The organism is Streptomyces sp. NPDC048650 (assembly GCF_043199095.1).
Classification (GTDB): domain Bacteria; phylum Actinomycetota; class Actinomycetes; order Streptomycetales; family Streptomycetaceae; genus Streptomyces.
The window spans coordinates 76,302-90,795 of record NZ_JBICVM010000002.1 but is presented as its reverse complement, the minus strand read 5'-3'; the positions used below and the strand labels follow the sequence as shown (position 1 = coordinate 90,795).

Sequence of the window (14,494 nt, the reverse complement as noted above, 5' to 3'; positions counted from 1 at the left end):
CCAGGGCACACACCGTCGGGGAGCGGTGCAGGGCACGGCCGGACGCTAGGAGCCGCCCCCCGTCCGGTCAAGAAGCCGCACCGGCCCGTCCGGAGGTTTCAGCCACCTGCGCCTGGCGACCGGGATCACCGCGTGCTATTCCATGGGGATGCCGGAACGGACTTCGTATGACGCGGTCATCGTCGGCGGCGGGCACAACGGACTGGTCGCCGCCGCCTATCTCGCACGCGCCGGGCGCAGCGTGCTGGTGCTGGAGCGGCTGGACCACACCGGTGGTGCGGCCGTCTCGAGCCGGGTGTTCGCCGGGGTGGACGCCCGGCTGTCCCGCTACTCCTATCTCGTCAGCCTGCTGCCATCGAAGATCGTGCGGGACCTCGGCCTGCGCTTCGCGGTCCGCAAACGCACCGTCTCCTCCTACACCCCAGCTGTCCGCGACGGCCGCCCCACCGGCCTGCTCGTGGGCGGCGGTGAGGCCCGCACCCGTGCCTCGTTCGCCGCTCTCACCGGGTCCGCGCGCGAGTTCACCGCCTGGCAGCGCTTCTACGCCACCACCCACCGCCTTGCCGAACGCGTCTTCCCCACCCTCACCGAGCCGCTGCCCAGCCGCGCCGCGCTCCGTGCCGCGGTCGACGACGACGCCGCCTGGCACGCCCTGTTCGAACGCCCGCTGGGGGAAGTCGTCGAGGAGACGTTCAGCGACGACCTGGTGCGCGGAGTCGTCCTCACCGATGCCCTGATCGGCACCTTCGCCGCCGCCCACGACCCTTCGCTGAGCCAGAACCGCTGCTTCCTCTACCACGTCATCGGCGGCGGCACCGGCGACTGGGACGTCCCCATCGGCGGCATGGGCGCGCTCACCGACGCGCTGGCCGACGCCGCACGGGCCGCCGGGGCGGAGATCGTCACCGACTGCCCGGTCACCGCCGTCGCGACGGACGGCCGGACCGCGGAGGTGACCACCGAGCAGGGCACCGTCGGCGCCCGCCGGGTGCTGGTCAACGCCGCGCCCCGCGAGCTGGCCCGGCTGCTCGGTACGGAACCGCCGCCGCCCGCAGAAGGCGCCCAGCTCAAGGTCAACATGCTGCTCACCCGGCTGCCCCGGCTACGGGACACCGCGGTGGACCCGCGGGAGGCCTTCTCCGGCACCTTCCACGTCGCGGAGGGATACGGCCAGTTGGAAGCGGCCTACCGCCAGGCCGCCGCCGGCTCGCTGCCCGCCTCCCCGCCCTCCGAGATCTACTGTCACTCGCTCACCGATCCCTCCATCCTCGGCGGTGAGCTGGTCCGCCAGGGCTACCAGACGCTCACCCTCTTCGGGCTGCACACCCCCGCCCGACTGTTCGCCGCCGATACCGCCGACAGTGCGGCCACCCGCGAACGGCTGCTGGCGGCCACCCTCGCCGAACTCGACACCCATCTGGCCGAACCGCTCGCCGACTGTCTCGCCCTGGACGCCGACGGCCGCCCGTGCGTCGAGGCCCGCAGCCCGCTCGACCTCGACCGGGAGCTGGGCCTGCCGGGCGGCAACATCTTCCACCGCGAGCTGGCCTTCCCGTACGCGGACGGGGAGGAGGCCCGGGCCACCGCGCCCGGCCGCTGGGGTGTGGCGACCGGGCACGCCAACGTGCTGCTGTGCGGGGCGGGCGCGGTGCGGGGCGGTGGAGTGAGCGGGATTCCCGGCCACAACGCGGCGATGGCGGTGCTGGAGGAGGGCTGACGCCCGTCCGCCGGGTCCGTTCCCCCACCAGGTATCTGACGAAGCATCAGAAAATCTCTTCCCTCGTACGGCGCGCTGCGGCATCCTGCGCCCATGCAGACGGAGCTGAGCAACACGCTGGGCGTCGAGCACGCCGTCTTCGGATTCACGCCCTTCCCCGCGGTCGCCGCGGCGATCACCCGGGCCGGCGGCTTCGGCGTGCTCGGCGCGGTCCGCTACACCGCGCCGGACGAACTGGCCCGGGACCTCGACTGGATGCAGGACCACACCGGGGGACTGCCCTACGGCCTCGACGTGGTGATGCCCGCCAAGAAGGTGGAAGGCGTCACCGAGGCCGAGGTGGAGGCGATGATCCCCGAGGAGCACCGCCGGTTCGTCACCAAGATCCTCGACACGTACCAGGTGCCGCGGCTCGCGGAGGGGGAGGTACCCGGCTGGCGGATCACCGGCTGGATGGAGCAGGTCGCACGCAACCAGCTCGACGTGGCCTTCGACTATCCGATCAAGCTGCTCGCCAACGCCCTCGGTTCGCCGCCCCCCGACGTCATCCGGCGCGCCCACGACAAGGGAGTCCGGGTCGCCGCGCTGGCCGGCAGCCCCCGTCACGCCCGGCACCACCAGGCGGCCGGTATCGACATCGTCGTCGCCCAGGGGTATGAGGCCGGTGGGCACACCGGCGAGATCGCCACCATGGTCCTCACGCCCGAAGTGGTCGCCGCCGTCGACCCGTTGCCCGTCCTCGCCGCCGGCGGCATCGGCACCGGCGAGCAGATCGCCGCCGGCCTCGCCCTGGGCGCGCAGGGCGTCTGGCTCGGCTCGCTCTGGCTGACCACCGAGGAGGCCGAGCTGCACTCGCGCCGACTGACCGCCAAGCTGCTCGCCGCCGGGCCCGGCGACACCGTCCGCTCCCGCGCCCTGACCGGCAAGCCCGCCCGTCAGCTGCGCACCGACTGGACCGACGCCTGGGACGACCCCGCCGGCCCCGGCCCGCTGCCCATGCCCCTGCAGGGACTGCTGGTCGCCGAGGCCAACTCCCGTATCCAGCGGCACGAGGTCGCGCCCCTCCTCGGCACCCCGGTCGGTCAGATCGTCGGCCGGATGAACAGCGAACGCAGCGTGCAGGCCGTCTTCGACGACCTCACCCGCGGCTTCGAGCGGGCCATCGACCGCATCAACCGCATCGCCGGACGCGCCTGATCCCCACCCGCCCCCTCCCGAGGAGGACAGCGCCATGACCACCGACGCCCCACCGCCCAACGGATTCTGGGCGCAGGCCGCCGCCCACCCGGACCGCGGCGTCCTGATCGCCCCGGACGGCGAGGAGTGGACCGCGGGCCGGCTGCACGCCGCCGCCAACCAACTGGTCCACGGCCTGCGCGCGGCGGGGCTGCGGCGCGGCGACGCCTTCGCCGTCGTCCTGCCCAACGGTGTCGAGTTCTTCACCGCCTACCTCGCCGCGTCCCAGGCCGGGTTCTACCTCGTCCCCGTCAACCACCACCTCGTCGGCCCCGAGATCGCCTGGATCGTGGCCGACTCCGGGGCGAAGGTGCTGATCGCGCACGAGCGGTTCGGTGCGGCGGCCCGCCAGGCCGCCGACGAGGCGAAGCTGCCGGCGGACCGGCGGTACGCCGTCGGCGGCGTCGACGGTTTCCGTCCGTACGCCGAACTCCTCGACGGGCGACCGGAGTCCGCGCCTTCGGAGCGCACCCTGGGCTGGGTCATGAACTACACCTCGGGCACCACCGGACGCCCCCGCGGCATCCGCCGCCCGTTGCCCGGCAAACCGCCCGAGGAGACCCATCTCGGCGGCTTCCTCGGCATCTTCGGCATCCGGCCCTTCGACGGCAACGTCCACCTCGTCTGCTCGCCGCTCTACCACACCGCGGTGCTGCAGTTCGCCGGCGCCTCCCTGCACCTCGGGCACCGCATCGTCCTGATGGACCGGTGGACGCCCCAGGAGATGCTCGCCCTGATCGACACCCACCGCTGCACCCACACCCACATGGTGCCCACCCAGTTCCACCGGCTCCTCGCGCTCCCCGCGGAGGTCCGCGCGTCGTACGACGTCAGCTCCCTGCGGCACGCCATCCACGGCGCCGCGCCCTGCCCCGACCACGTCAAACGCGCCATGATCGACTGGTGGGGCGGCTGTGTCGAGGAGTACTACGCGGCGAGCGAGGGCGGCGGCGCCTTCGCCACCGCCGAGGACTGGCTCAAGAAGCCCGGTACGGTCGGCAAGCCCTGGCCGATCAGCGAGCTGGCGGTCTTCGACGACGACGGCAACCGGCTGCCGCCCGGCGAACTGGGCACCGTCTACCTGAAGATGACCACCGGCGGCTTCAGCTACCACAAGGACGAGGGCAAGACGAAGAAGAACCGGATCGGTGACTTCTTCACCGTCGGCGACCTCGGCTATCTGGACGAGGACGGCTACCTCTTCCTCCGCGACCGCAAGATCGACATGATCATCTCGGGCGGCGTCAACATCTACCCCGCCGAGATCGAGTCCGCCCTGCTCGGCCACCCCGCCGTCGCCGACGCCGCCGCCTTCGGCATCCCGCACGACGACTGGGGCGAGGCGGTCACGGCCGTCGTCGAGCCCGCCGAGGGGTACGAGGCGGGCCCGGCGCTCGCCGACGACATCCTCGCGCACTGCGCACGCCGGCTGGCGGGCTACAAGCGCCCCCGCTCCGTGGACTTCGTCGAGGCCCTGCCCCGCGACCCCAACGGCAAGCTCTACAAGCGGCGGCTCCGCGACCCGTACTGGGCGGGCCGGGAGCGCGCCGTGTAGCCCCGGCGGCGCCGCTCGCGCTCAGCGCTCGCGGACGCGGACCACTCGCAGCGCGGGTGACGCCAGGATGTCCTGCTCACAGAACCGCGCCCGTACCATGCGTCCCGCCGAGTACAGCTCCGTCTGATCGCTGTAGTGGGCGGAGCGCGGGTCGGAGGACTGCGAGTAGGTCAGCAGAATCCGGGCGTTCGGGCAGCGGCCGCGGCCGTTGAACCCGACCGCCTGGACATAGCTGGACCCCGTGCTGACCTCGTCGTAGCCGCCGCCCGCCGGATTCCACACCCCCTCCGTCTTGTTCCAGATCCCGAGCCCTTCCGTACCGCCGGCGATGGGGATGTGCTTGCCGTTGCGCACCACGAACTGGTGCCGGCCCAGCGGTGCGTCCAGCGGGATCCCGGCCGCGCGCAGCTCGGCGACTGCGTCGGCGAGCGCGGCGGCGAAGCCCGTGGCGGTGGTGTTCAGGGTGCGGGGGGTGTGTACCGGGTCGGCCGGATCGAAGGGTGTGCGCCACAGGTCGGCAGGCGCCACCCGCGCGGTCAGACCCCGCCAGAAGCGGTCGAAGAGCAGCGCACCTTTGCTGTCGGTGCGTACCGACCGGTCCCATCGCCGGATCACCGCACAGGCGGCCGAGACGTCGACCGCCCGGCCGGCGCTGCTCGTCGCCCGGCCCGACGGCAGGGCCGCGCAGGCCCGTGCGGTGTCGGCGGCGGCCAGGTCGCCGGCCGGCGCCCGGTTGGTGAACTGCTGGCGCTGGAGATCGCCCGGCGTCAGCCCGCCCCGCTTCGCCATGGCCGAGACGTCCTGGAGGGCGCCGCGGGTGCGCAGCGTGCGCGGGCTGGCGATCGGTCCGAAGACCCGCGGATACCCGGTGAGCGGCCGGTCCGCATTGGCCAGCCAGGCGCTGTCGTTGGAGTTCTCCACGTACGGGGTGTCCCGGAGCGTGGGCATCGCGGACGGCCCGAAGATGCCCGGCTGCACGGCGTCGGCGTCCCGCCCCGGCACGCAGGCCGCGCGCGAGCCGTCCAGTACGGCGAGGCCGGTGGCCGGGTAGGTGGTGCGCCCGAGCGCGGTGGCGCAGCGCCGCTGCAGGCCGTCGGTGATCCGGGGGAGCACCTGCGACTGGCTGAAGAGGGTGTGCCCGGCGGCATCCGCGGCGACCGTGTTGGTCCAGGGCAGCCCCTGGGTGCGGCGCAGTGACCGCGCGATGCCGTCCACCCCGGTGGCCCTGCTGAACCCGAGAGCGGTGTCGGAGGCCCGCAGATTGGCCTCGTTGGGGTCGTTGAGGGCGTACGCCGTCGTGTGGTTCCACGGCAGCGCCAGCTGTCCCAGCGAGGTGACGACCGGGCCGTAGCGGGTCCACCACTGGGTGCGTACGACGTCCGGCCCGCCCTTGACGGGGACGGACACGATCCGCCGGACCATGGGTTCGCGGACGCCGTCCACCAGATAGGCGGTCGGGTCGGCCGGGTCCAGGGTGAGCTGATGCAGATTCATCGTCACCCCGGTGGCGACCGTATGGCTCCAGGCGACCTCGGCGTTGTGGCCGATGGAGATCGTCACCGAGCCGAGCAGCGAACCGCCCGAGGCGTTGAGCCTGCCGGGGATGGTGACCTGCGACTGCCAGAAGCGGCGGCCGCCGGACCAGGGGTAGTGCGGGTTGCCGAGCAGCAGCCCGCGGCCGTTCGCCGTCGTCGAGCCGCCGAAGGCGACGGCGTTGGACCCCATGTCGGAATCGTCCTGGGAGAACAGCGCGCGCAGCGCGGGGACCGGGGACTGCCGCGTGGCCGGGCGCGCGGTGCCGCCGGGCCCCGTGGTGCGGGCCCCGGAGCCCGTCGTGGCGCTCGCGCCGGGCCCCGCCGCGGCGCCTCCGCCGCCGGGCGGCGCGGCGGCCGTGATCCCGTCCACCGCCCGCCCCTGCCCGCCGAGCACCGCGAGCGCGAACGCCCGCCGGCCCACATCCAGGCTGCTCACCGGCCGGACCCACGGCTTTCCCGCACAGGCCGGATCCGCGACCCGATGCTGCTTCAGCCAGGCGTTGTACCCGGCTGCCCAGCCGCGCATCAGCTCCTTGACGGTGCGGCTGGGACCGGCCGGCGCGGGCCGGCGCAGCAGCTTCTCGACGGTGCCGGCCCGCCGGACACCCGCGAAGTACAGATCGCTGGAGAGGTTGGTCGTGGCCGAGGACAGCGACTGGTCCGGCGCGGCGGCCGCCCCGAAGTACCGCGAGCGTTCGCCCCGTACGGTCGCGAATCCGTCGGCCAGCGTGCACACCTGGTCGGCGGCCTGCGCCCAGCCCTCGCCGAAGCCGAGGTCCGGGTAGTCCTCGGCGACGATGTGCGGAATGCCGTACTCGGTGTAGCGGATGGTGGCCGAGAGTCCGCCGCTCGCGGGATGCCGGGCACCGTCGGCCGCCGCACCCTGGGGCAACGGCACCACGGCGGCCGTCAGGGCCACCCCGGCGAGCGCGAGCGTTCTCAGGCGGTTGCGCATGATTCCTCCCAACGGACGTGAGAGCAAAGGCGGTTGAGCATACCAAGCGGTTGGTCATCCTGCTGGGGGTTCGCTCGGCCCGGCGGGGCCAGGTCCGCGCACCCACCGCCGATGACCTTGACCGCGCCCCGGCCGCCCCCGAGGATCGCGCCATGACGCAAGCGCGGAGCAACACGGTCGATGCAGTCCTGCGGCGCAGTGCGCGTCGGGTGCCCGAGCGGACCGCCCTGCGGTACGCGGAGAGGTCGTGGACCTACCGCGAACTGGACGACGCGGTGAGCGCCGCCGCCCGGGTGCTGCTCGCCGAGGGGCTGCGGCCCGGGGACCGGGTCGCCTCCTACGGGCACAACTCCGACGCCTATCTGATCGGCTTTCTGGCCTGTGCCCGCGCCGGCCTGGTGCATGTGCCGGTCAACCACGCCCTGACCGGGGAGGACCTGCGCTACATCCTGGACCAGTCGGGCAGCGCACTGGCGCTCACCGACCCCGCCCTCGCGGACCGGCTGCCCCGCTCCCTGCCCGCGCTGCCGCTGCACGGCGCGCCCGACGGACTGCTGGAACGGCTCGCCGCGGCGCCGGACGCCGCCACCGAGCCGGAGGCCGGGCCGGTCGACGACGACACCCTCGTCCAACTGCTCTACACCTCCGGGACGACCGCCCGGCCCAAGGGCGCGATGATGACCCACCGTGCGCTGGTCCACGAATACACCAGCGCCATCGTCGCCCTGGACCTGAAGGAGAGCGACCGGCCGCTGCACTCCCTGCCGCTCTACCACTCCGCCCAGATGCACGTCTTCCTGCTGCCCTACCTCGCGGTGGGCACCGAGAACACCCTCGTGGACGGGCCCGACCCGGCGCGCGTCCTCGACCTGGTCGAAGCGGGCCTGGTCGACAGCCTGTTCGCGCCGCCGACCGTGTGGATCGCGCTCTCCCGCCACCCGGACTTCGCCGCCCGCGAGCTGAGCGGGCTGCGCAAGGCGTACTACGGGGCCTCGGTCATGCCGGTGCCGGTCCTGGAGCGGCTGCGCGCCCGGCTGCCCTCGCTCGCCTTCTACAACTGCTTCGGGCAGAGCGAGATCGGGCCGCTGGCGACGGTGCTCGGCCCGGACGAACACGAGGGCCGGATGGACTCCTGCGGCCGCCCGGTGCTGTTCGTCGAGGCGCGCGTGGTCGACGAGGCGGGTCGCGAAGTGCCGGACGGCAGCCGCGGCGAGGTCGTCTACCGCTCGCCCCAACTGTGCACCGGATACTGGGACAAGCCCGAGGAGACCGCCGAGGCGTTCCGGGACGGCTGGTTCCACTCCGGAGACCTCGCCGTGCGCGACGCGGAGGGCTTCTTCACGGTGGTCGACCGGGTCAAGGACGTCATCAACTCCGGCGGCGTCCTGGTCGCCTCCCGCCAGGTGGAGGACGTGCTCCACGCACACCCCCAGGTGGCCGAGGTCGCGGTGATCGGGCTCCCGGACGAGCGGTGGATCGAGGCGGTCACGGCCGTCGTCGTACGGCGCACGGACGGCGACGGCGCGGTGGACGAGCAGGAACTCATCGACGCCGCCCGCGCCCGCCTCGCGCCGTTCAAGGCGCCCAAGCGGGTGATGTTCGTCGACGCGCTGCCCCGCAACGCCAGCGGCAAGATCCTCAAGCGGGAGTTGCGGGACCGGTTCGGCGCGCCCTGAGCGCGGTGCGGAGGGGAGTGTCAGTGCCTCCTGCCATGCTGGGAATCACGGCAGGACGATCGGGGGCGTCACGCTCGCGACCGGCGCCGGACACTGCGGCACGGCAAAGGAGCAACCATGCTGACGACCCCCTTCGTCCCCGGGACACCGAACTGGATCGACCTCGGCACCCCCGATGTCGAGGCCGCCGCCGACTTCTACGCAGCCGTCCTCGGCTGGACCTTCCGCTCGGCGGGACCGGAGGCCGGCGGCTACGGCTTCTTCCAGATCGACGGCCGGACCGTCGCCGCCGCCGGACCGCTGTCCGAGGAGGGTGCGCGTTCCGCCTGGACGGTGTACTTCCAGGTGCCCGACGCGGACGCCGCGGCCGAGGCGGTGCAGCAGGCGGGCGGTTCGGTCCGGTTCCCGGCGATGGACGTCTTCACCGCCGGCCGGCTGGCCGCCTTCACCGACCCGACGGGCGCCGACTTCGCCGTCTGGCAGCCCGGTGACACCAAGGGTCTGGACGCGGTCATGGAGCCGAACACCCTCTGCTGGACCGAGCTCTACACCACCGATGCGGCCGCCGCGAAGGACTTCTACCGCTCGGTCTTCTCCTGGGAGTACCAGGACATGCCGATGGGCGGCGACATGGTCTACTCCGTCATCTCCTCGCCCGGCGGCGGCAAGGAGGGGGACACCGGCCAGGGCGGCCTCATGCAGTTGCCGAAGGAGAACCTCCAGGCCGGCTCGACGCCGGAGTGGCACCCGTACTTCGGGGTGACCGACTGCGACGCCACCTTCGCCGCGGCCACCGCGCGCGGCGCCACGGTCCTGATCCCGCCCAGTGACGCACCGGGCGTCGGGCGCCTGGCCATGCTCAAGGACCCGGCGGGCGCGGCGTTCGCTCTGATCAAGGGTGACCCGACCTCGTCCTGAGCCGCCCCGGCGTCCCACCGCCGTCCCGCCGTCCGGCCTTCCCCGAAGGGCGCGCCCGTGTGCCGGTCACGCGCCGCGCGGTCGTGCGTCCACGATGCGCTTGATCTTGCCCACCGACCGCTCCAGGGTCTCCGGATCGACGATCTCGACCGCGACCGAGACCCCGATGCCGTCCTTCACGCCCCGCGCGATCTGCCCGACGGCCGCCGTGCGTTGCTCGGGGGTCGCCCCGGGGCGGGCCTCGGCCCGCACGGTCAGATGGTCCATCCGGCCCTCGCGGGTCAGCCGCAGCTGGAAGTGCGGGGCGACGCCCGGCACGCGCAGCACGATCTCCTCGACCTGTGCGGGGAAGAGGTTGACCCCGCGCAGAATGATCATGTCGTCGCTGCGCCCGGTGATCTTCTCCATCCGGCGGAAGGCGGGACGCGCGGTACCGGGCAGCAGCCGGGTCAGGTCGCGGGTGCAGTAGCGGATGACGGGCATGGCCTCCTTGCCGAGCGAGGTGAAGACCAGCTCGCCCGGCTCGCCGTCCGGCAGCACCTCACCGGTGAACGGATCGATCACCTCCGGATAGAAGTGGTCCTCCCAGATGTGCAGCCCGTCCTTGGTCTCCACGCACTCCTGGGCGACGCCCGGCCCCATGACCTCGGAGAGGCCGTAGATGTCCACCGCGTCGATCGCGAACCGTTCCTCGATCTCGCGCCGCATCTCCTCCGTCCACGGCTCGGCGCCGAAGATGCCCACCTCCAGCGAGGTCGTCCGGGGGTCGATGCCCTGCCGCTCGAACTCGTCGAGGAGGGTGAGCATGTACGACGGCGTCACCATGATGATCTCGGGCCGGAAGTCCTGGATGATCTGCACCTGCCGGCCGGTCATCCCGCCGGACGCCGGCACGACCGTACAGCCGAGCCGCTCCGCGCCGTAGTGGGCGCCGAGGCCGCCGGTGAACAGCCCGTATCCGTAGGCGACATGGATGGTGTGGCCGGGGCGCCCGCCCGCCGCGTGGATCGACCGGGCGACGACGTCCGCCCAGCGGGAGAGGTCACCTTCGGTGTAGCCGACGACCGTCGGACGGCCGGTGGTGCCGCTGGAGGCGTGGATGCGGCGCACCTCGCCCCTGGGGACGGCGAACATCCCGAACGGGTACTGCGCACGCAGGTCGTCCTTCACCGTGAACGGGAAGCGGGCGAGATCGCCCAGCGAGCGGCAGTCGTCCGGGTGCACCCCGGCGCGGTCGAAGGACTCCCGGTAGAACGGGACGTGGTCGTACGCATGCCGCAGCGTGGCCCGCAGCCGGGTCAGCTGCAGTGCGCGCAACGCGTCAGCGGAGAGCCGTTCCCCGTCGTCGAACCGTTCGCCGTCCCTGGCGCCCGTAGCCGTTTCGGGCATGGAGTGTCACCGCCTCGTCTCCCTACCGATCATTCGGTAGCCACCTGCTGATCCAAGTAATCAGCGCGCGGCGAACACGTCAAGAGGCGTGCCGCGGACACCTCCCGGGTAGCGTCCCGTGCTCGAGTGACGTCCGGAAAGGGCAGGTCGCCGAGGTCCGGCCGGCCTACCGGGTGTGGAGTGAGCCGGATGCGCCGCCGGCCGTACCGCGCGATCGGCTCGGTGGGCTCGCCGCGACGGCCGACCGGATCCCCGACGCCCGTCCGGTGACCGTCGAGGGCGGCGGCCGGCGCCTTCGAGGCGTCCGGGCCACCCGGCGCCGGTGCGCTGACCCGACCCGGGTGCCGGCCCGGCCGGGTCGGCCTGCCGCCCTCCCGGATGCCGCCCGCAGGCCCGCCGGTAGGCTCACGTGCCGATGGCACCTGAGGGGGACGGTCATGGATGGGCTGGGGCAGGGCGATCCGCCACGGGTCGGGGAGTACGTCACGCTTGCCCGGTTGGACCCGGCGAACGCGATGCGGGTGGTGCCGGAGCGCCGCTACGTGGCGCGCAGCGCGGACGGGGCACGGACCGTACTGGTGAGCCTGCCGCTACCGGGCGCCGACCCGGGCCGGTGGGCGGCCGAGGCGCGGTGGGCCGCCCGGCTGACGCAGCCGGGGTTCTGGCCGGTCGCGCAGGTCGACGGCACCCCCGCCTTCCCCTGGCACGCCTCTCCGTACCGCCCCGTCCTCCCGCTGACCGCGGCCCTCGCCGCGCACGGCGGCCCGCTGCCCGAGCAGGCGGTGCGCGCACTCGGTGCGGGCCTCGCCGAGGCGCTGGCGTCGGCGCACGTCCTGGGCCTGGTCCATGGCGGGGTCGGTCCGGCGTCGGTTCTGCTCACCGCCTACGGGCCGCTGCTGGGCTGCTTCGGGGCGGTGCGGGCCGCGGCGCCCGACGGCACGCCGCGGACCGGTCTGCCCGGCCTCGATGCGGGGTGCCTGGCGCCCGAGCAGGGCGCGGGCGGCCCGGTCGATCCGGCCGGTGATGTGCATGCGCTGGGCGCGGTCCTGGCATACGCGGCCACCGGGCACACCGTCCCGGAGCGCGACGAGATTCCGGCGGGGCTGCGTCCGCTGATCGCGGCCTGTCTGTCCCGCGAGGCTGCCGCGCGGCCCGAACCGGCGCGCATACTGGCCGAGTTGGCGCCCGGCGCGGCGTGGGGAACCCAGGCCGCGGGGGCGGAGCCGGTGTCGTTGCCGGGCAGCGTTGTCGCGGCGCTGGCGGAGCAGGCGGCGGGCACGCTCGCCATGGAACTTCCCGCAGGGGTGCGTTGAACCGATGCTGTCCGCTCTTCTCCACGACGACCCGCACACCGTCGGGCCCTACCGGCTGCTGGCCCGGCTGGGCGGCGGCGGCATGGGCACGGTCTATCTGGCCCGCACGGCGCGCGGACGCACCGTGGCCCTCAAGACCCTGCATCAGCGGCTGACGGCGGACACGGCGCTGCGGAACCGCTTCCAACTGGAGGCGGACGCGGCGCGGGTGATCGGCGGCCGGTACGGTGCCGCCGTCCACGACGCCGACCCGTCCGCCCCCAGGCCCTGGCTGGCGACGGAGTACGTGATCGGTCCGCCGCTGGACGACGCGGTGCAGGCCGGCGGGCCCCTGCCGGAGTCCGCCGTGCGGGTGGTGGGCGCCGCCCTGGCCGAGGGGCTGGCACAGCTGCACCGCTCGGAGGTGGTGCACCGCGACCTCAAGCCGTCCAACGTCATGCTGACGGCGTCGGGCCCGAAGATCATCGACTTCGGCATCGCCCGGGCGGTCGGCGAGGACCCGCGTACCCACGTCGGCGAAACCGTCGGGACTCCGGCGTTCATGTCGCCGGAGCAGGCCGCGAGCCTCGAACACGGGGCGGCGGGCGATGTCTTCGCGCTCGCCGGGGTGCTCGTCTTCGCCGTGTCCGGGCACGGGCCGTTCGGCTCGGGACAACCCACCGACCTGCTGTACCGCGTCCGGTACGCCGAGCCGGACCTCGGCGGGGTGCCGCCGGAACTCGTTCCCGTGCTCGCCCGCTGTCTGGCCAAGGACCCGGCCGAGCGCCCGGCGACCGGTGAGCTGGCCACCGCGCTCGCCGCGGGCGCGGACCCGCGCCGCTTCGCGGACGTCCTGCCCGATGCCGTCCTGCGGGAGATCGCGCGGCGGGGCGAGGGCGTCTGGCGGCAGCCCCCCGCCCGGCAGGCACCCCCTCCCCCGGAGGCGCCGCCACAGGCCGCGCCGGGGCGCCCGGGCATGTCGCGACGCCGGATGATGGCGGTGGTCGGCGGCGGCACGCTCGCGGGCGCCGGCCTGGCGGGCGGTGGGATGTGGGCGTGGCTGGGCGGCCACGACGCGGCACCGGACAGCGGCAGCCACACGGTGGCGAAGAAGCCGAAGGCACCGTCCCGGCTGTGGACGTACGCCGTGCGCCGCCCGGACAGCGGGGGCGAAGTCCTGCTGGCGGGCCGCGGGTTGGCGATCCCGGCGGGCATCGTGCTGTGCGGTGTCAACCCCGAGAGCGGCGCGGCCACCTGGCAGGCGAACATGGCCGACACCTGGCGGTCGGCCACCGACGGCACGAAGGTGTACGCACTGCGCGAGCACGACGAGGGCGCCGCGCTCGCCGTGTGCGAGATCGACCCCGTCCATGGCCAACCCGGCAAACCGCTGGTCGAGTCGAAGGCGTTCGCCGGTACCGAGGCCCGCAATCAGCTCCTGTGCGTGGCGAAGGGCCGTGCCTACCTCGTCGCGCGGGCCTCCTCCGGAAACCACTGGTACCTGCTCGCCGTCGATCTGCGCCGCGGGCGGGAGCTCTGGCGGAGCCCGGTGGAGGCGGCTGCGGACAGGATCGCCCCGCCGATGCTCTGCGGTGCGATCGACGGTGACCGTGTGGTGCTGTGCCGGGCCGATTCGGGCACCGGGTTCCTCCGGCTGACGGTCCACGCCGTCGCCGACGGGAAGAAGCGCTGGTCGGGAACCCAGCCGTACGACGGTGCGCCGCCCGGCCGGCTCGTCCAGGACGACCGCCATGTCTACCTCGGCTCCAAGGCGCTCGACGCGACGCGTCTCTCCGACGGCGGCATCGGATGGCGCTTCGGCGACGAGCGCAACGTCGGCAGCAGCGCGGGCGAGAGCCGGCTGTACGGAGCGCCCGCCCTTCGCGACGGCGTCGTCTACTGCACCGAGGGCGACCGCGGGGTGGTGGCCGTCGACGCCGTCACCGGCAGCCTCAACTGGCTGGAGAAGGACCTGAAGGGCAGGCGCCTCAACCGCGATGTGCCGCCGGTGGTCGGCAGGAAGTACGTCTACAGCCTCGACGACAAGGGACTGCGCGCCGTGGACCTGCGTACCCGTCGCGCGGTGTGGACGTACGAGACCGACGCGACCGTGCTGACCGCCGACCACGCACGTGGCCGTCTGTACGTGCGCGAGGAACGCGCGACCTTCGCCCTGCCGCTCGCCTGAGCACCGCCCGCCCCGCGCGCACCACACCGCCGC

Annotated in this window: 9 protein-coding genes; 7 read left to right on the top strand and 2 right to left on the bottom strand. The window is 73.6% G+C overall.

The window, feature by feature from the left end; genetic code table 11:
* Positions 1-148: 148 nt before the first annotated feature.
* The 3 genes from ACGFML_RS06180 to ACGFML_RS06170 all read left to right on the top strand — a co-directional run bounded on the left by ACGFML_RS06180 (position 149) and on the right by ACGFML_RS06170 (position 4,508).
* Positions 149-1,717: a phytoene desaturase family protein gene (locus ACGFML_RS06180; RefSeq protein ID WP_393540580.1), complete on the top strand. Its 1,569-nt coding sequence runs from the start codon at positions 149-151 to the stop codon at positions 1,715-1,717.
* 93 nt (positions 1,718-1,810) lie between these two features.
* Positions 1,811-2,914 (top strand): NAD(P)H-dependent flavin oxidoreductase, encoded by a 1,104-nt coding sequence (locus tag ACGFML_RS06175; protein WP_393540578.1) that lies wholly within the window; start codon positions 1,811-1,813, stop codon positions 2,912-2,914.
* Positions 2,915-2,948: 34 nt separating this feature from the next.
* A complete protein-coding gene (locus ACGFML_RS06170; protein WP_393540576.1) occupies positions 2,949-4,508 on the top strand; it encodes an acyl-CoA synthetase in 1,560 nt (519 codons plus the stop codon).
* Positions 4,509-4,529: 21 nt separating this feature from the next.
* Here the strand turns inward: ACGFML_RS06170 and ACGFML_RS06165 are convergent, their stop codons facing one another.
* Positions 4,530-6,998: a penicillin acylase family protein gene (locus ACGFML_RS06165; protein ID WP_393540573.1), complete on the bottom strand. Its 2,469-nt coding sequence runs from the start codon at positions 6,996-6,998 to the stop codon at positions 4,530-4,532.
* A 152-nt stretch (positions 6,999-7,150) separates the two neighbouring features.
* Between ACGFML_RS06165 and ACGFML_RS06160 the strand changes: the two genes are divergently transcribed.
* Positions 7,151-8,674: an acyl-CoA synthetase gene (locus ACGFML_RS06160; protein ID WP_393540571.1), complete on the top strand. Its 1,524-nt coding sequence runs from the start codon at positions 7,151-7,153 to the stop codon at positions 8,672-8,674.
* A 117-nt stretch (positions 8,675-8,791) separates the two neighbouring features.
* Complete coding sequence (locus ACGFML_RS06155; RefSeq protein WP_393540569.1) at positions 8,792-9,592, top strand: VOC family protein; 801 nt, start codon at positions 8,792-8,794, stop codon at positions 9,590-9,592.
* Positions 9,593-9,658: 66 nt separating this feature from the next.
* Here the strand turns inward: ACGFML_RS06155 and paaK are convergent, their stop codons facing one another.
* Positions 9,659-10,981: a phenylacetate--CoA ligase PaaK gene (gene paaK, locus ACGFML_RS06150; RefSeq protein ID WP_393540567.1), complete on the bottom strand. Its 1,323-nt coding sequence runs from the start codon at positions 10,979-10,981 to the stop codon at positions 9,659-9,661.
* A gap of 437 nt (positions 10,982-11,418) precedes the next feature.
* Between paaK and ACGFML_RS06145 the strand changes: the two genes are divergently transcribed.
* Together ACGFML_RS06145 and ACGFML_RS06140 are read left to right on the top strand one after the other, a co-directional pair.
* Positions 11,419-12,294, top strand: coding sequence for a serine/threonine protein kinase (locus ACGFML_RS06145; protein ID WP_393540566.1), 876 nt, complete (start codon positions 11,419-11,421; stop codon positions 12,292-12,294).
* 4 nt (positions 12,295-12,298) lie between these two features.
* Complete coding sequence (locus ACGFML_RS06140; protein WP_393540565.1) at positions 12,299-14,461, top strand: protein kinase; 2,163 nt, start codon at positions 12,299-12,301, stop codon at positions 14,459-14,461.
* The last annotated feature ends 33 nt before the right edge of the window (positions 14,462-14,494 follow it).